General features: G+C 61.6%; 15 protein-coding genes. 5 read left to right on the top strand and 10 right to left on the bottom strand.

All coding sequences use genetic code 11. The features are described from left to right. Positions 1-77 precede the first annotated feature (77 nt). Positions 78-2,594 carry a PAS domain-containing protein gene (locus PSCI_RS22745; RefSeq protein ID WP_045491348.1) on the top strand — a complete coding sequence of 839 codons (2,517 nt, stop codon included), beginning with the start codon at positions 78-80 and terminating at the stop codon, positions 2,592-2,594. 192 nt (positions 2,595-2,786) lie between these two features. Here the strand turns inward: PSCI_RS22745 and PSCI_RS22740 are convergent, their stop codons facing one another. Together PSCI_RS22740 and PSCI_RS22735 are read right to left on the bottom strand one after the other, a co-directional pair. Next, the gene (locus tag PSCI_RS22740; protein WP_045491346.1) at positions 2,787-3,494 is read right to left on the bottom strand and encodes an NUDIX hydrolase; all 708 of its coding nucleotides are present in this window, start codon (positions 3,492-3,494) and stop codon (positions 2,787-2,789) included. 1 nt (position 3,495) lies between these two features. Continuing rightward, a complete protein-coding gene (locus tag PSCI_RS22735) occupies positions 3,496-4,032 on the bottom strand; it encodes an adenylyltransferase/cytidyltransferase family protein (protein WP_045491344.1) in 537 nt (178 codons plus the stop codon). A 195-nt stretch (positions 4,033-4,227) separates the two neighbouring features. Between PSCI_RS22735 and PSCI_RS22730 the strand changes: the two genes are divergently transcribed. From PSCI_RS22730 to nadE, 3 genes are read left to right on the top strand one after another with little or no spacing between them, the layout of a single operon-like run. Then, the gene (locus tag PSCI_RS22730) at positions 4,228-4,875 is read left to right on the top strand and encodes a nicotinamidase (protein ID WP_045491342.1); all 648 of its coding nucleotides are present in this window, start codon (positions 4,228-4,230) and stop codon (positions 4,873-4,875) included. 9 nt (positions 4,876-4,884) lie between these two features. Beyond that, complete coding sequence (pncB, locus tag PSCI_RS22725) at positions 4,885-6,120, top strand: nicotinate phosphoribosyltransferase (protein ID WP_045491340.1); 1,236 nt, start codon at positions 4,885-4,887, stop codon at positions 6,118-6,120. Continuing rightward, entirely contained in the window at positions 6,120-6,944 is an 825-nt protein-coding gene (gene nadE / locus PSCI_RS22720) for an ammonia-dependent NAD(+) synthetase (protein ID WP_045491338.1), read from the top strand. The genes pncB and nadE overlap by 1 nt, the downstream gene beginning before the upstream one ends. 99 nt (positions 6,945-7,043) lie before the next feature. Here nadE and PSCI_RS22715 read toward each other — a convergent pair whose 3' ends face one another. The 5 genes from PSCI_RS22715 to imuA all read right to left on the bottom strand — a co-directional run bounded on the left by PSCI_RS22715 (position 7,044) and on the right by imuA (position 13,108). Continuing rightward, on the bottom strand, positions 7,044-7,226 hold the full coding sequence (locus tag PSCI_RS22715) for a hypothetical protein (protein WP_045491336.1): 183 nt from the start codon (positions 7,224-7,226) through the stop codon (positions 7,044-7,046). Further along, entirely contained in the window at positions 7,216-7,767 is a 552-nt protein-coding gene (locus PSCI_RS22710; protein ID WP_045491334.1) for a hypothetical protein, read from the bottom strand. The genes PSCI_RS22715 and PSCI_RS22710 overlap by 11 nt, the downstream gene beginning before the upstream one ends. Before the next feature lie 227 nt (positions 7,768-7,994). Then, positions 7,995-11,063, bottom strand: coding sequence for an error-prone DNA polymerase (locus tag PSCI_RS22705; protein ID WP_045491332.1), 3,069 nt, complete (start codon positions 11,061-11,063; stop codon positions 7,995-7,997). After that, on the bottom strand, positions 11,060-12,469 hold the full coding sequence (locus PSCI_RS22700) for a Y-family DNA polymerase (protein ID WP_045491330.1): 1,410 nt from the start codon (positions 12,467-12,469) through the stop codon (positions 11,060-11,062). Before PSCI_RS22700 ends, PSCI_RS22705 begins: the two co-directional genes overlap by 4 nt. A 6-nt stretch (positions 12,470-12,475) precedes the next feature. After that, positions 12,476-13,108 carry a translesion DNA synthesis-associated protein ImuA gene (imuA, locus tag PSCI_RS22695; protein ID WP_045491328.1) on the bottom strand — a complete coding sequence of 211 codons (633 nt, stop codon included), beginning with the start codon at positions 13,106-13,108 and terminating at the stop codon, positions 12,476-12,478. 153 nt (positions 13,109-13,261) lie between these two features. Here imuA and PSCI_RS22690 point away from each other — a divergent pair, with 153 nt between their 5' ends. Continuing rightward, the gene (locus tag PSCI_RS22690) at positions 13,262-14,722 is read left to right on the top strand and encodes a PucR family transcriptional regulator (protein WP_045491326.1); all 1,461 of its coding nucleotides are present in this window, start codon (positions 13,262-13,264) and stop codon (positions 14,720-14,722) included. Here the strand turns inward: PSCI_RS22690 and PSCI_RS22685 are convergent. From PSCI_RS22685 to PSCI_RS22675, 3 genes are read right to left on the bottom strand one after another with little or no spacing between them, the layout of a single operon-like run. Then, positions 14,697-15,047 carry a cupin domain-containing protein gene (locus PSCI_RS22685; protein ID WP_045491324.1) on the bottom strand — a complete coding sequence of 117 codons (351 nt, stop codon included), beginning with the start codon at positions 15,045-15,047 and terminating at the stop codon, positions 14,697-14,699. The genes PSCI_RS22690 and PSCI_RS22685 overlap by 26 nt on opposite strands. A gap of 14 nt (positions 15,048-15,061) precedes the next feature. Next, positions 15,062-16,432, bottom strand: coding sequence for an NAD(P)/FAD-dependent oxidoreductase (locus PSCI_RS22680; protein ID WP_045491322.1), 1,371 nt, complete (start codon positions 16,430-16,432; stop codon positions 15,062-15,064). A gap of 8 nt (positions 16,433-16,440) precedes the next feature. Beyond that, a complete protein-coding gene (locus PSCI_RS22675; RefSeq protein WP_045491320.1) occupies positions 16,441-17,835 on the bottom strand; it encodes an amino acid permease in 1,395 nt (464 codons plus the stop codon). Positions 17,836-17,843: the final 8 nt, after the last annotated feature.

The following is a 17,843-nucleotide window of genomic DNA, read 5'->3' as shown; positions in this document are numbered from 1 at the left end:
CCTGATCGTCTAAACACCCTGCATAGGTAGTTGCAATCCTGAAAGATCTTGACCGTACAGCGCTGGAAGCCGAGGTGATGCGCCTGCGGGCGGCCCTGGCCGAAGCTGGCCTTCACGCCCCGGGTGCTTGCGCAGGCGCGCGCAAGTCCGAAAGCTGCGCGACCGCGCGTGCCATCGAAGAGACTCAGGAGCGCTACCGGCTGGTGGCCAAGGCCACCAACGACGCAATCTGGGACTGGGACCTGCAGGGCAACCACGTGCAGTGGAACGACGCACTGCAACAAGCCTATGGCCATTGCCCTGGGCCTGACGACATGACCGGCGAGTGGTGGATCGCGCAGATCCACCCCGATGACCGCCAGCGCATCGATCACTCGATCCATGCGGTGATCGACGGCAGCGCAACCTCCTGGACCGATGAATACCGTTTTGTCCGCGCCGATGGCTCCTACGCCGAAGTGCTCGATCGTGGTCATGTGATCCGTAATGCTGACGGCCAGGCCACGCGGATGATTGGCGCGATGCTCGACCTGAGCCATATGCGCAGCGCCGAAACCGCCTTGCGCGAGAGCGAAGAGCGCTACCGGACCATTCTGGAAACCATCGAAACGGCCTTTGCCATCGTCCAGGTGAAGTTCAACGAGCAGGACCAACCGGTGGACTATCGCTTCGTCGAGGTCAACGCGGCCTTTGAACGTCAGGCCGGCGTCAACCTGCGCGGCAAGTGGGTGACCGAATTCGCGCCGAACCTTGAGCCGTTCTGGTTTCAAACCTACGGCCATGTGGCCAAAACCGGTGAGCCGGCCAACTTCGAGAACTTCGCCGAAGCCTTCCAGCGTTGGTTCGACGTACGTGCGGTGCGGGTCGGTGACCCTGCGCAGCGCCAGATCGGGATCTTTTTCAGCGATGTCACCGCGCGCCGCACTGCCCAGGAACGCCTGCGGCTCAGTGAGGCTGTGGCGCGGGAAAACGTCGAGCGCGTGCAACTGGCTCTGGCTGCCGGGGCCATCATTGGCACTTGGCACTGGGACTTGCCCACCGATCGGTTCACGGTCGACGAAGGGTTTGCCAAGGGCTTTGGCCTTGATCCGGCATTGGGCCGGGTCGGGCTGAGCCTGCGTCAGGTGATCGACACCGTGCACCCGGACGACACTGACGGGCTGATCGAGGCAATCAACGAAGTGGTCGCTCGCGGCGGGGCTTATGCCCACCAGTACCGGGTGCGCCGCGCTGACGGCAAATATTACTGGATCGAAGCCAATGGCCGGGTCGACCACGCAGCGGACGGCACGCCGCTGAGTTTTCCCGGGGTGCTTATCGACGTGCAGGAGCGGCGCACGGTAGAGGCCGAGCGTGATCGCGCCACCGCCGCTTTGCGGGCCATCAACGACACGCTGGAATTGCGCGTGGCCGAACGCACCGCAGAACTGATGCAAGCCGAAGAAAAGCTGCGTCAGTCGCAGAAGATGGAGGCGGTCGGTCAATTGACCGGTGGCCTGGCTCACGACTTCAATAACCTGCTGGCCGGTATCTCCGGCGCGCTGGAACTGATGGATATGCGCATCGCCCAGGGGCGGCTCAAGGATGTCAGCAAGTACATCAGCGCCGCTCAGGGTGCAGCCAAGCGCGCGGCCTCACTGACCCACCGGCTGCTTGCCTTCTCGCGGCGTCAGACCCTCGACCCGCGGCCCACCGATATCAACACGCTGGTGGCCGGTATGACCGAGATGATCCAGCGCACTGTCGGGCCGGGCATCGAGATCGAAGCCTTGGGCCAGGATGAACTTTGGCCGACCCTGGTGGATATCAGTCAGCTTGAGAATGCCTTGCTCAATCTGTGCATCAACGCCCGCGATGCGATGCCCGATGGCGGGCGGATTACCATCGAAACGGCCAACCGTGAGCTTGATGCCGTCACGGCCGCTGCCTATGAGGTTGGCGCAGGCGACTATGTCGCCCTCAGCGTCACCGACACCGGTACCGGCATGCCGCCGGAAGTGATCGCCAAGGCTTTCGATCCATTCTTTACCACCAAACCGATTGGCCAGGGCACCGGCCTTGGCCTGTCGATGATCTACGGCTTTGCCAGGCAGTCTGGCGGCCAGGCGCGGATTTACTCGGTACCCGGACAAGGCGCCACGGTGCGCTTGTACCTGCCCAGGCATCTGGGCGAGGCGCAAAAGGAGGAGGGCGATGCCGAACGCGAGTTCACGGCCACTGCCTCATCCGACGAGGCGATTCTGATCGTCGATGACGAACCCACCGTGCGCATGCTGCTGGCCGATGTGCTTGGCGAACTGGGCTATACGGTCATTGAAGCCAACGACAGCATGGCCGGGCTGAAACTGCTTCGCTCGGATATGCGCATCGACCTGTTGATTACCGACGTGGGCCTGCCCGGCGGGATGAACGGCCGGCAAATGGCCGACGCCGGGCAGGAAGTACGTCCAGGCCTCAAGACCTTGTTCATCACCGGCTACGCCGAAAGCGCCGCGATTGGCTGCGGGGATTTGGGCGAAGGCCGGCTGGTCCTGACCAAACCCTTCACCACCGAAGCCCTGGCCACACGGGTACGGGAATTGATCGGCTCGTAGCGGCAGTTTTAGCTTTCAATACATTCCCAGCAGATGCAGTGACTTTCCTGGCCCTTTCGCGACCAAGGTCGCTACCACCGGGGGCATACAGTACCCAAGTGACCCGTATTGGCTTTAGCTGCGAACGGTTTCGCATACGCTTCGCCGCTAAAGCGGCTCCTACAGATGCCGTGGCGATGCCTGAGCGACCGATCAGTCCAAAAAGCTGCGATCAAACAGGTACAGACTCTCGGGCCTGAGGTTGTCCAGGGTCGCCTGCGGCCGGCCGCCGTCGCCGTTCTTTTTGCGCCCTGATTCACGCAGGTAACCGGCCTCAGTCATTTTCAGCAAACGCTGGCGGATGCTGGTCTTGAGCACCGGGCGTTGCAGCACCAGCGAGAAAATGTTTACCGCCTCCGGCGCGCTGAATTCCGCCCCCAGAAACATCAGCGGCAGGCTGCTGTACATCGATTTGGACAACAGCCGCTCATGACAGCCGGCAACCAGCCTGTTGTGGTCAAAAGGCAGTTTGAAGACCCCGGAGGCAGCCTCTTGCAACGACACAAAGCGTTGCCCTTCGCCCGGTTCAACGCTGCTGCTGACAATCGCCAGATAGTAAGTCGATGAAGACCAGCAACGCGGATCACGAAACGCATCGCCCACGGTGCCGACCTGTTCACTCCAGGCCAGCGGCATGGCGACCTTGCTGGAGCTGCGCAGACGCTCCAGCGCATCGTCCAGAGTGCGGTCTTCGACATCGCCATTGACCACGATACCGGGCAGCGCCCAGTGCCCGGCGTAGGGTTCGTTGTCGCGCTGATTGAGCAGGATCTGCAAGGTCTGGCTGGTGCGACAGTAGCGCAGCACACACAGGTCGATGGTGTGCAGGTAAGCGGCTCTTGGGGGGGTAGGGGCTTGCATGTCAATGTCCGGCAACGGCGTAGTGGCGATAGTTTAACGGATTGAGGCCGGGGGCCAGCCAGTGTTCAGGCAATGCTTCTCCTTGCAGCAGGCGTTCACGCAGAAGGCTGCTGCGCACCGGGGCCTGTTCGGCAATGCTGATCACTGCAAACCTGCGCAGTAAGGCTTCGCCCTGGTAGAAACGGGGCAGTTGTTGCAGCACATCCGGGCCGACCACCAGGGCCAGTTGCCGGTCAGCGACGCCCAGGCTGGCGGCCAGGTGGTCGAGTAACGCATAGCTGTAGACCGGCCCTGGTTGATCGGCTGCCAGTTGCTGCTCCACGTCGCTGACGCTGATTGCCGCTGCCTGCAAATGCGTGACGATGCGCTGCAGCCAGTCCACGCGCAATGCGTGATCGGCCATCTGCTTGCCATCCGGGTGCCTGAAGCTGGGCACCACCAACACCCGGCGCGCCAGACGCGCGGCTTCCAGCATGACGTTTACATGGCCGATGTGAGGCGGGTTGAAGGCGCCGCCATAGACTGCGATCTCGTACATGCCTGGTTACCTTTTGTGAGTACACGTCATATACCTTATAGCAGTTTCACGCGCTGCGTAAGCCAGGCGGATGAAATGAGAACCCTGCCTCAGAATGGAGTGTTTCGTACGCCAAGACTGCGGTGGATGAAAAAACGGATTGCATAAAGAGTACATGACGTGTACCTTTGGTTTCACGAACAGGAGGTACACGACATGAACCGCTCCTTCAGCACTACCGCTTCTTTCGATGTTGACGCCCAGAAGGGCTTCACGCCGCTTTGCCCCGCTGAACTACCGGTAGCCGGTGGTGATCAGATCGCCAGCGATCTGAACTTCATCGCAACCCTGGCCAGCGTGCGGGTCGGCAGCAAGGATGCACACAGCCCCAACGCCCCTTGGGTGGTTAGCGGCCATGAGCAGATGCTGCAACCCACGGGGCTTGCGCATGCCGACCTGACTTGGGTCAGCCACTGCGTACCGGGCACTGAAGGTTTTGACTTGCTCGACGAACTGCCCGCGCCCTATGACTACGACTACTTCGTCTGGAAGGGCGTGGAGCCGGACTTTCACCCGTACGGCGCGCTGTACCACGACCTGCACGGCAAACTGTCCACCGGGGTGGCGCAGTACCTGGACAGCCGGGGGATCAAACAAGTGATTGTCGGTGGCCTGGCTCTGGACTTCTGCGTCAAGACCACCGCGCTGCAACTGGTCGCTGCCGGCTTCAAGGTGATCATTCACCTGCCGGCCTGCCGCGCTATCAGTGAGGCGGGTGCTGCGCAAGCGATCCACGAGATGCAACAAGCGGGCATTGCCATCGGCACCACCCGGGAACAGACCGCCAGACTGGCCAGCGAATAAGGCACGATCATGGACAGCGCATTTGACCGCGACACCGGTGTCATCCAGAGCCTGCTGGACACTGACTACTACACCTTCACCATGATGCAGGCGGTGCTGCACCAGCACCCCAATGTGGATGTGGAATACCTGTTTATTGTTCGCTCGCAGGAAAAACTCGGCCACCTGATCCCCGAGATCCGCGTCGAACTGGAGCGTCTGGCCGATCTGCAGATGCGTGAGGGCGAGCAGCGCTTTCTGTTCAACCGGCGCTTTCGTGAATACCTGACCCCGGACTTCGAGCAGTTCCTGGGCCTGTTTCGCTTCAACCTGCGCTACATCCATGTCTCGGAGGTTGATGGCCAACTGAATATCCGGGTTCGCGGGCCGATGCTGCACTGCATCATGTTCGAGCAACCGGTGCTGGCGATGGTCAGCGAACTGCGCAACCGCGACAAATACCCGGATGTCGAGCTGGAAGACGTTACCCGTCGGCTCTATCAGAAATTCGAGTGGCTGGAGAAAAATGCCAGCGCCGATGAGCTGGCCGAACTTCGGGTTTCAGACTTTTCGACCCGGCGGCGCTTGTCGTTCCGTGCCCAGCGAGAAATGGTCGACATCATGCGCCGCGACTTTCCAGGGGTATTTGTCGGGACCAGCAACGCGCACCTGGCTTATGAATTCGACCTGCCGCTGATCGGCACCATGGCTCACCAGTGGCTGATGGTCCACCAGCAAATGGGCCGGTTGCGCGAGAGCCAGAGCGCGGCGCTGGAAAACTGGGTGCGTGAATACCGTGGCCGGTTGGGGATCGCGCTGACTGACTGCATCAGCACCGACTTTTTCCTCAAGGACTTCGACCTGTACTTCGCCAAGCTGTACGACGGCCTGCGCCAGGACTCCGGCAACCCCATCGTCTGGGCCGACAAGGTGCTGGCGCGCTACCAGGAACTGGGCATCGACCCGCGCAGCAAAGACCTGATGTTCTCCGACGGGCTGAATTTCGAAAAATGCCTGCCGATCCTGCGCCACGTGCGGGGCAAGGCCAAAGTCGGCTTCGGCATGGGCACCAGCCTGGCGTGTGATGTTGAAGGCGTAGAGCCGCTGAGCATTGTCATGAAACTGGTGCGGGTGCATGGCGAACCGGTGGTGAAGTTTTCCGACGACCCGGTGAAGAACGTCTGCGAAGACGCCTCGTTCCTGCAATACGCAGCGCAGGTGTTCAACGTCGACCTGAACAATCAGTCACAGCAGGAGAATCTTTGATGAGCACGCAACTGCAACGCGACATTGCCCTGCAACTGGGTATCGACCGGCAATGGCAGCCTGGCACCGAAGCCAGTGAGATCACCCGGCGCACCGGATTCATCAAGCAGGTGCTGCGCGAGTCGGGCTGCAAGACTCTGGTGCTGGGGATCAGTGGCGGTGTCGACTCGCTGACCGCCGGGCGCTTGTGCCAGTTGGCGGTGGAGCAACTGCGCGAGGAGGGCGTTGACGCCCGGTTTATCGCCGTGCGCCTGCCATACCGCAGCCAGGCCGACGAGCGTGATGCTCAGGCCGCGCTGGACTTCATCCGTCCGGATCAGATCACCACCAGCAATATCGCTGCTGCGGTCGATGGCCTGATGGACTCGATCAGCATTGAAGGCTTGCAGCCGACCCCGGAGCAGACCGACTTCACCAAAGGCAACGTCAAGGCTCGAACACGGATGGTGGCGCAATACGCGATTGCCAACTTCTGCAACGGTCTGGTGGTCGGCACGGATCACGCCGCCGAGGCACTGATGGGCTTTTTCACCAAGTTCGGCGATGGTGCCTGCGACCTGGCGCCGCTGTCTGGCCTGACCAAAGGCCAGGTCAGACAAGTAGCCAAAGCACTGGGAGCGCCAGAGGCACTGGTGTTCAAGGCGCCGACAGCGGATCTGGAAGACTTGCAGCCGGGCAGGCTGGATGAAGCGGCGTATGGCTGTAGCTATGCCGAGATTGATGCTTATTTGATGGGCGAAGAGGTCAGTGCTGACACCCGTGGGATTATCGAGACAGCCTTCAGGCGTACCGCGCACAAGCGAGCGTTGCCGAGGGTGCCTTGAACTTCTCTTGCAGCCATGATGGCTACTGCATCATCGTGGGTGCGAACCGGCTGGTTTTCAGGTCGCCGTGCTGATCCTGAAGACTGAAGCCGGATTACTTCAAGACACTTTGGCATCTGGCTTGCGTTTACGAGGCTTGCCTGCAAGCACCGGGCTTTCCACCTCGCTGAAAGCCTCGATGGCTGCTGCATCGAAGAAATCGCGGAAATTGCCAGAGCGCTGGATGCGCTCAAGTCTGGCAAGCGCTTCGTCCCTGATTTTGAGATTGACATTATTGCTCATATGAATCTGCCTCCCGGTTGTGGCCATCGTATTCCCGGGTCAGGTCGTAGGCAAGACCTATGCCCGGGATGAAGTGAAAGCCCTCTGTCTGATAAGCCCGACGTGCTCCAGGATCGGGATCGTTGACCACGATATACCGCATATCCAGCAGCAGGCCATAACTGCAAACTGCCCGTAGTCCTAATGGAGCAATATAGCCCTTGGTAGGTAATGCGTTATCTGGATTGCGCTCCAGATACAGTACAAAGACTTTTTCTCGGCTTTGTTTAGGTGTCGCCCAGCACAACCCTGCCAGGCGGCCGTCATACCAGATGGCGACGTCAATGGCGGCGAAGTGGGCACTACGCTGCTCCCATTTCAGAACACGTTCCCAGCCGAAGTCATATTGGGTAAGCCAGGTTTCGTATTGGGATATAGCGCATTCATTGATTTCAGTGATATTTAGAAGGTGAGGGTTGTACTGAGTATCTTTACCAATGAATGCCCTGACGGCATGCAAACGAGCTGCCTCCTGTAAGCTTCTGAGTGTTTCAAGATCCATGTGTGATTCCAGTCAGCCGGAGCAGGCTGTTTCCCGAGCGCTATGTTCTGAGTTGATGGTCAGTGACCACCAACAGCGAACTTAGCCATGCCATTTCTCGCTTACAAGCAGGCCAAGGAATATCGGAGAAATTCAGATTTGCCCTACAAGCTGGCGGGAATCTTGAGCATTAAAGCTTCATTAGATCATCTACGAGTAGACTCGAGAGGGCGCTGCCGGTGCCCATTTCAATGGAAGTCGCGGCTGCGGACATCGAGTCCTTCGAGCAAATCGCTCCGGTCCAGCAAATGCCCGGCAATCAGATGCCGAACTCCGGATTCCACTTCAAGCCTGCCCTTGACCTGCAGCAACCGCGAATGGACCAGCGTGGTCCGGTAGCGCTCGGCCAGGTCGCGCCAGACCAGCACATTGATCATGCCGAACTCGTCTTCCAGGGTCACGAAAGTCACCCCCGAAGCGGTGCCGGGGCGTTGGCGGCCGGTGACGATGCCGATCACGGTGACATGGCTGCTGGGCTCTGTGTGGCTCAGGTCGCGGGAGCTTCTGGCCCGCAGGCTACGCAAGGTATCGCGTAGCAGCGCCAGTGGGTGTGGGCCAAGGGTGGTGCCGGTGCGGGCGTAGTCGGCGTACATGTTCTGCACCACACTGGGGGCCGGAATGACCACAGGGTCCTCCGGCACCGGACTGTCGAACAGCGGCAGTGAGGGTTGCACGGCGGCAATAGCCCAGAGCGCCAGGTGGCGGTTGTCGGCCAACTGGCGCAAGGCGTTGGCTTCGGCCAGGCAGTGGCGGGCCTTGTGATCCAGTTGAGCGCGCAGGCACAGGTCGCTGATATCCCTGAAAGCGCTGGCCTTGCGAGCCTGTTCGATCTGCCGGGCGACGGGTTCTGGCAGGCCGCGCACCATACGCAAGCCCAGCCGAATTGCGGGTTGCGGCTGGTCAAGTTGTTCAAGGCTGCAATCCCAACTGCTGACCGTGACATCCACCGGACGTACTTCAATGCCGTGGCGGCGGGCGTCTTGCAGCACCTGGTCAGGAGAATAAAACCCCATCGGCCAGCTATTGATCAGGGCGCAGGCGTAGGCCGCCGGTTCATGGCACTTGAGCCAGCAACTGGCGTAGGTAAGCAGGGCAAAGCTGGCGGCGTGGGACTCGGGAAAGCCGTAACTGCCAAAGCCCTTGATCTGCTCGAAGATGCGTGCGGCGAATTCTTCGGTATAGCCATTGTTGAGCATCCCTTCACGCAACCGTATCTGGTGCGGCTCCAGCCCGCCATGGCGTTTCCAGGCGGCCATGGAACGGCGCAGTTCATCGGCCTCGCCGGGGGTGTAGCCGGCGGCGACGATAGCCAGGCTCATGACCTGTTCCTGGAACAGCGGCACGCCCAGGGTGCGTTCAAACACGGGTATCAATTCGGGTTTGGGATAGGTGACTTTTTCCTTTTTGTGACGCCGACGCAGATAAGGATGCACCATATCGCCCTGGATCGGTCCCGGTCGCACGATCGCTACCTGAATCACCAGGTCATAGAACTTGCGTGGCCGCAGACGCGGCAGCATAGCCATCTGCGCCCGTGACTCGATCTGGAACACGCCCAACGTGTCAGCACGGCTGATCATGTCGTAGGTTGCCGGGTCTTCCTTTGGAATCGTCGCCAGCGTCAGATCATGACGTTGATGACGATGCAGCAATTCCAGGCAACGGCGAATCGCACTGAGCATACCCAGCGCCAGCACATCGACTTTCATCAGCCCCAGGGCGTCGATGTCATCCTTGTCCCACTGAATGATGGTCCGGTCGGGCATTGCCGCATTTTCCACCGGCACCAGCGTCGAGAGTGGCTGCTGCGAGATCACAAAGCCGCCCGGATGCTGCGACAGGTGCCGAGGAAAACCGATCAGTTGTTCGGTCAATGCCAGGACCATGCGCACCTGGCGGTTCTGCGGGTCGAAGCCGGCCTCAATGAAGCGCTCCAGCGGCGGCAGGCTGTCACTCCAGCGGCTGCAGCATTTAGCCAGGGCGGCGATCTGATCGGCAGGCCAGCCCAGCGCCTTGGCCACATCCCGAATGGCTCCGGTGACATGGTAAGTGCTGGCCACGGCGGTGAGGGCGGCGCGTTCGCGGCCGTAGCGATTGAACACGTACTGGATCACCTCTTCGCGGCGTTCGTGCTCGAAATCCACGTCGATATCCGGCGGTTCATTGCGCTCGCGGGAGATGAACCGCTCGAACAGCATCTCCATGCGCGTGGGGTCCAGTTCGGTGATGCCCAAGGCGTAACAGACCGCCGAGTTGGCCGCCGAGCCACGCCCCTGGCAGAGAATGTTCTGGCCACGGGCAAAGTGAACAATGTCGTGCACCGTGAGAAAGTAACTCTCGTATTGCAGTTCGATGATCAGCTCGAGTTCTTTGTCGATCTGTTGACTGATCGGTTCAGGTACGCCGGCTGGCCAACGCCATTGACAGCCGTTCCAGGTCAGCTCGCGTAACCAACTGGCAGCGGTCTTGCCCTGCGGCACCACTTCATGGGGATATTCGTAACGCAGCTCATCGAGCTGAAAAGTGCACTGCGCGGCGATTTTGACCGACTCGTCCAATAATGCCTGAGGGTAAAGACTCTGCAGCACCGGTACTGCCCGCAGGTGGCGTTCGCCATTCGGGAACAGCCGATAGCCGGCCTCGCTGACCGTACAGTGCTGGCCGATGGCAGTCAGGGTGTCTTGCAGCGCCCGTCGGCCGCGGGCATGCATATGCACATCGCCGCTGGCCACCAGCGGCAGTTGCAGTCGCGCCCCCAACTGCTGCAGGTCGGCCAGTTGCCGCGCATCATCTGCGCCGTGGTGCAGTTGCACACTGATCCAGCAAGCGTCAGGAAACATCGACGCGACCCATCGTCCGTGTGCCTCACAGGCCCGCGGGCCTGGCACCCACAGCGTAATGATGCCCTCAGTGGTCGCGGCAAAATCGGCCTGGCCCAGTGCATAGCAGCCCTTGCGGCTACGCCGCCGGGCCAGCGTGACCAGCTTGCAGATGTTCTGGTAACCGGTCAGGTCACGGGCCAGCAGCACAAGTTTGATGCCTTCGCTGAGTTGCACTTCGATGCCGGTGATCAACTGCACGCCACTGGCTTTGGCCGCCTGCCAGGCACGCACAATACCGGCCAGTGAACACTCATCGGTGATGGCCAGGGCCTGGTAACCAAGCTGGGCAGCCCGCTCGAACAGCTCTTTGGCACTGGAAGCGCCACGCTGAAAGCTGAAGTTGGACAGGCAGTGCAGCTCGGCATAGCGGCTCATGAAAACCAGCCGTGCAGTTGCAGCGGCCCCTCACAGCCTGCGTCACGAAAAGCCCAGCCACGCTGGCCATCGCGGGTTTGCACCACGTAATAGTCGCGGCGCACATCGCCGCCGTCCCACCAGCCGGACTCGATACGTTCAGGGCCGGCCAGGATCTGCACGCTGTCATCGTTCAGGGTTGAGGGTTCGCTAAGCAGCCAGCCAGGACGCGGCGCATCAATGGCTGAGGGCAGGGCGCCCGGTTCGACAGACCAGGCATGCTCGGGACGATGATCGGCGCGCGGGTGCAGCTCCCGTACCGAGCCGTCGCCAAGCCGCGCCCGTAGCCGCTCGCGCAAGGGCTCCCAGGCTTGCAACTGCTGGGGCCGCTCGTTGAACAGCGGCTGATGTTGCGGGGCAAATGTCGGCAATTGTTCGGCCAGCAAACGCACCGCCAGCACCGCGGCGGGTAGCCGTTGCTGCTCCAGCCGGCCACGGGTCAGCTCGAAGAGCATGCCTGCGTCGCGTTCGGCACTGAGCAAACCGACCGGCACCTGTGTAGCCGGGTGGCTGCGATGCTCAAGATGCAGTACGAAGCGCTGCACGCCACAGTCGCGACCGGCAAGATAGGCCGCCAGGTCACCGGTCAGGCGGCGTAACGGGAACAGCAAGGCCTGATGGGAGTCGACCTCGAAATTCAACTCGATGCGCGCATCGAACACATCCGGGGGGCTATAGAAGGTCAAGGCCAGGGCGCGCCGACCGCTTAGCCGGTCGAGTTGCTGCAGCACCTCGGGGGCAAAACGGCGGGCCAGGCCGTCACGCGGCAAGGCCAGCACCTGACGAAGCTGGCGCAACCCCATGCGCGCGAGGGTATTGACGGCATCAATGGGCAGGCCGACGCGCTCTATGGGCAGCAGGTCGAGGGTCTGCGCCAGCCGTTGTGCGTCCCAAACCGCCAGACCGTCTCGGCCATTGGCCAGTACCCGGGCGGCGGCCGGGTTGGGCGCGGCACTTATGCGATGGACAAAACCCAACGCAGCCAACTCTTCACGCAGGCGCGCTTGCAGTTTTGGCCAGGGGCCGAACAGACCCAGGCTCGACTGCACTTCCAGCAGCAGGCAACGCGGATAATGCAGGCTGACCTGCGCACTGAAACCATAGGCCCAGGCCGCCAGAAATTGCTGCGAAGCTTCAATCTGTGAAACATCGTAATCGGCCATGGCAAAGCCGCTGGCCAGGCTTTGCGCGGCGGTCAGTGACTGGCCCGCTCGCAAGCCCAGAGCCCGCGCTGCCGGGTTGACCGCTTGCAGCACCCGGCGCTGCGCAGGCCCACTGAGCAGCACCAGCGGCTGATCGCTATCGGCACGCTGGCGTAGCACGCCGTCCATGGCCAGTTGCGGGAACAGAATGCAGGCCCAGAGCATGACCGCTTACTGCCAGGCCAATGCTAGAGCACTCAACGGGATCGGCTTGGGTGGCGCGATACCCCCACGGCACTTGAGCACCCGCAGTTGATCAGGCGCAGCCTCTACCGCCAGGCGCAAGGCCGCCGGGGAGGGATTGATGGCCTCTTCCAGTGGCCGATAGGCAAACGCCAGGGTCTGTCCGGTTTCTGCCGCCACCTGCAAGCGCCGCAATGAGCGGTCGTCGGCCTGACGCAACCAGCACACAACCGCACCACAACTGCCCGAGCGCAGGCTTTGCTCGGCAGCCCACAGCGCGTCACGCCCCTGGGCCTGCACCAGGCTCAGGTAACCCAGCTCGATACCGGCCGCCGCCCAGGCGCGGGGGTAAGGCAAATGTGGCGGGCCAACCAGCACCACCCGTTCAGCGCGTTGAGTCAGCCGGGCGAGGGTGGGCCAGAGCAGGCGCAACTCACCGATGCCCTGGGCCGCCACCAGCAGTTCACTCAACGCCGCGACCGGCCAGCCGCCGCCGGGCAACAGGTTGTCCAGCGCCGCATGGCCGGTCGATGGACAAGCCGACGCCGCACTGTCGCTGGCCTGCCCGCGCCAGATACGACGGCTGTCGAAGAGACTTTCAAGTGAGACAACTGAGGGCATGGTGGTGGAAACCCCGGACACTGTATTTACATACAGTATTTGTCTCAGCCCCGGTCCAGGTCAAGCCGCAAGCGACAGATTGCCATGATGGCGACTGTGAAGCCGCGGCCGTGATCTTGTTATAGTGCGCGACTTACCCTGCTGGAGCCACGCATGCTGACGGTCCGCGATCTGCTATTGAACGAATCCCTTGGCATCAGCGCACTGGCCGGCTTCGCGGGCGTAGACCGCACGATCACCTGGGCACATACGGTCGATCTGTGCGATCCCTGGAAATGGGTGGCCGCTGGCAATCTGGTGATGACCACCGGCATCGGCCTGCCCACAGATGCCGGGCAACAGGTGCGCTGGCTGGAGCAACTGGCCGACAGCCAGGCCTGTGCGTTACTGGTGGCCCCGCGTGCGGATTCTCCGGCGCTCACCCCAGAGTTGCTCGAATGTGCCGAGCAGCTGGGTTTTGCGCTGCTCTCGGCCAGCTTCGAACTGGCCTTCGTCAAGCTGTCTCAGTTGATTATCGAGAGCGTGCTGCATACCCAGCGTGAGCGCCTGAGCACCAGTGAGCGCTTGTTTCAGACTTATGCCCAGGTGCTGCGCAAGAAACCGGATTTCGAGGGCCGCCTGACGCTGCTGGCCGATAGCCTGGGTCTTGATCTGCTGGTCGAGGATGCGGCCAGCGGGGTCCCCATCGTCGCATCGCGGCAAGTGGCAGTCTCAAGGTTGCTGGAGCGGGTCGCCATTCCAGGCATTGTGTCGGCCAATCTGGTCATCATTGCTCATGGCAAAAAGGTCTGGGGTGACCCTTTGCTGGTGCGCTCACTGGTCGGCCTGCTGAGTATCGAACTGGAGCGTCTGGCGATTGCGCGTGACGAACAGCGCGAAGCTGGCGCCACTCTGTTGCGCAATTTGATCACTGGCCAGATCGAACTGTCAGCAGCCCGGCCAATGCTGGAACGCCGTGGCCTGAGCGGGACGCTGGTGTGTATCGCACTGGAGCCGGGGCAGCAGGGGGTCTGGCATACAGAGACACTGCATCATGCGCCTGGTTTGCATCAGCCGGCGCCCTTACTGCTGGCTGACGAGGGGCTATTGCTGATGCTGGCCAATGATTCACCGGCACTGTTCGAGCAATGCCTGGCAAATCTGGGTGCGGGTACCCGGATAGGCATCAGCGGGCCGGCCAGTGTCGCGGCCGGAGTCACTGAAAGCCTTCGCCAGGCACGTCTGGCACTGGCTCAGGCACGTGAGTCAGGCCAGAGCATGCAGCGCTATGGTGAGGCGCAGCGTGTCACCGGCATGGCGCCCAAATCCCTCGCCGAAGCCCGCGCCTTGCTGGGGCATTACCTGGGGGCGTTGATCGAGCATGACCGCAGCCAGGACGGTGAACTGCTCAAGACCCTGGCCGCATTTCTTGGCAACGATGGCAACTGGAAAGCCAGCGCCTTTGAGCTGGGCATTCATCGCCAGACACTGGTCTACCGGATCAAACGGATCGAACAGCTCAGCGGTTTCTCAGCTACGACCACCCATGGCAGTGCGCAGCTGTGGATTGCCTTGCAGGCCGGGATCAGCACCGGCCTGCTGGAAGGTTTCAGTAAATGGCATAGACCTTCCTGACTGTTTCGATAACATCCCAGCGGCCGGTCCAGCCTGGCGGCAGGATGATCAGGTCTCCGGCGCCGACCTCCTTGACTTCACCGCTGGCGTCGTCGGTCAGCGTGGCGCGGCCGGCCAGGATGTATGTGAATTCGGTATCGGGACGATCAATCACCGGCCAGCCACCGGGCCGGCACTCCCAGATGCCGAGGTTGCCGGTGGCCAGTGGCGCCAGGGTCTGTATGGCGATCTGCGGATCGCCCCGGTCAGCGCCGCCCCGTTGTCCTTTGGGTTCCAGCGCGGCGGTAGACAGTTCGGCGGCCTTGAGAATGGTAAAAACAGGCATGGTGCGTTCCTTTTTCAATGAGCGCCCGTCAGCCGTTCCAGCAGCATGGCGGTACGCGAGGGTTTACGGGTCCAGCGCTCTTCGAGGTCACTGAAGTTGGCGGCGGCCAGGCCGCTGTTGATGCCCAACCAGCGCAAGGGCTCAGGCTCCCAGGCCGGCGAGCGATGGTTAACAAGGGGCAGGCGGTTAAGTTCATGGTCCTCGCCGAGGATCAGGTTGCGCAGCAGGCGACCAGCCAGGTTGCTGGTGGCCACGCCATCACCGACATAGTTGCCGGCCCAGGCCATACGGGTTTGAGGGTCAAGGCTGACGGTTGGACACCAGTCACGGGCCACGCCCAAAGCGCCGCCCCAGCGGTGAGTGATTCGTGCATCGACCAGGGCCGGGAAGAACTCCAGCAACGCGGCATGAATCTTCTGGTGGGTACTGTCTACCAGATCGGCGCTCTCGGGCATTTTCGAGCCCCATTGATAAGGCGCGCCGCGCCCGCCGAAAACCAGGCGCCCCTCGGCGGTGACCTGGCCATACACACGCAGGTGGCGCATGTCATTGAAGGCCCGGCGCACATCCAGACCCAGTTGCTGACGCAAGCCGAGCGGCAGCGGCTCGGTGGCCAGTACCAGCGAATACAGCGGGATCACCGAACGTTGCAGGCCCGGCTGTTGGGCGCTGAACGCCTCGGTTGCCCGTACCACGGTCTCGGCCTTGACCTCGCCTGCGATCGTTTGTACCCGGCCGGGATGGATCTGCAGGACTTCGCTGTGCTCATAAATCTTCGCCCCCATGCGTTCGACCAGACTGGCCAGGCCGCGCACCAGCTTGCCGGGATGGATCAGTGCGCAATGCTCGGTGAACAGGCCGCCTTGTACGTTTTCGACGTCCAGTAGCGCACGGGCTTTGGCGGTATTCAGGGCGTGCCATTGTTCGGGCAGGCCGAACTCTTTTGAAGCCTGCACCGCGCTATTGGCCCTGGCCCACTGCGCCGGGCTGCGTGCCACGGACAGAAAACCCTGTTTGCTGTAATCAGCCTCGATTCCTTCTGCAGCCAGCACCCGGCCGATTTCATCGACCGTGTCATTCATTGCCATCTGTAAGGCCAGTGCTGCTGCATGGCTGGACATCTGCGCCAGATGGTGCAGCGAGATCGGGAAGATCGCCGAAGCCCAGCCGCCATTGCGCCCCGAAGCGCCGAAGCCGACGGTTTTGCGCTCCAACAGCACCACACGTAATGTCGGTGCGCTTTTGAGCAGGTAGTAGGCCGTCCACAGGCCGGTGTAGCCGGCGCCGACAATCACCACGTCGGCGTTGATGGCGTGCTCCAGCCGCTCACGAGCCGGGGTTGGCTCGTACCAGAGCGGCCGATTGGGCAATTGGGTCAGGTCCATGGTTATCTCTATACAGGTTGGGTCGGGGAAGATGCAGCGGCCGCCTGACGGGCACGCACCCGGCCCAGCACGGCATACGACAGAAGGATCACGGCGATTGCCACCAGACATTGCAGCAGGCTGGCCCGGCTGGTGGCGTCAAGCGCCATGCTGACCAGCACGGCGATAATGGCGGCGGTCACTAGCAATGGCAGCCAAGGGTGGCCCCACATGCGGAATTTGAGGCTGCCTGCGGCAACCCAGCGCGGGCGCAGTTTGATTTGCGACAGGCAAATCATCAGGTAAACGAACAGAAACACCGCGCCGGAAGAGTTGAGCAGGAACTGGAATACGGTGTCTGGCCAGATTGCTGCAATCACCACACAGCCGTAACCCACCAGCGTTGAAGTGATGACGCCCCGTGCTGGTACACCGCGTTTACTCACGCTGGCGATACTGGCCGGAGCCTCGCCATTACTGGCCAGCACGAATAGCAAGCGTGAGGAGGTGTACAGCCCGGCATTGAGCACCGACAGTACGGCGATCAGGATCACCACCTTGAGCACCAGCGCTGCACCGGGAATACCGATGTGTTCCAGAGTAGTCACGAACGGCGACTTGCCCGGCACGATGTCGGTCCACGGTTGGGCCACGACGATGAACAGGGTTGAAAGCGCAAAGAACACCAGAATCCGGGCCATTACAGTGTTGACTGCACGGCGTATATTCTGCGCCGGGTGTTCAGACTCAGCCGCTGCGATGGTCGCCACCTCGACCCCGGTCATCGAGAAAATCACTACCACCACGCCGGAAAACAGCGAAGCAATGCCGTTCGGGAACAGGCCGCCGTGGTCTGTGAGATGGTTGAAACTTGCCTGGGAGTCAGGCCAGCCACCGCTGATGTAAGCGCCGGTGACCACCAGAAAGGCAACGATGGCAGCGACCTTGACCCCAGCGAACCAGTATTCTGCCTCACCGAAGGAATGCACTGACATCAGGTTGAGCAGGGTCATGATAACCATCAACCCCAAGGCGATGGCCCACACAGGAAAGCCCGGCAGCCACTCATTGATGATCTGCCCTCCGACTACGGCTTCGAAGCCGACGACAATGACCCAGAAGTACCAGTACAGCCAGCCCGTGGCGTAGCCGGCGGCGTTGCCATAGGCCATGCGCGCGTAATCGACGAAGGAGCCTTTGCTGGGATGGGCGGCGGCCATTTCGCCGAGCATGCGCATGACCAGCGCAACGATGATGCCGGTCACGATATAGGTCAGAAAGGCGCCAGGGCCTGTGGACGCAATCACTGCGCTGGAGCCGACGAACAGTCCGGCACCGATGACTCCGCCAAGGGCCAGCATGCTGATATGGCGGGTTTTCAAGGATTTCTTCAACCGCGGGTCGTGCTCGTGTTGAACAGGCATGGGGCGTC

Source organism: Pseudomonas sp. StFLB209 (assembly GCF_000829415.1).
In the GTDB taxonomy this organism is placed as follows: domain Bacteria; phylum Pseudomonadota; class Gammaproteobacteria; order Pseudomonadales; family Pseudomonadaceae; genus Aquipseudomonas.
This window is presented reverse-complemented; position numbering and strand designations above follow the sequence as displayed.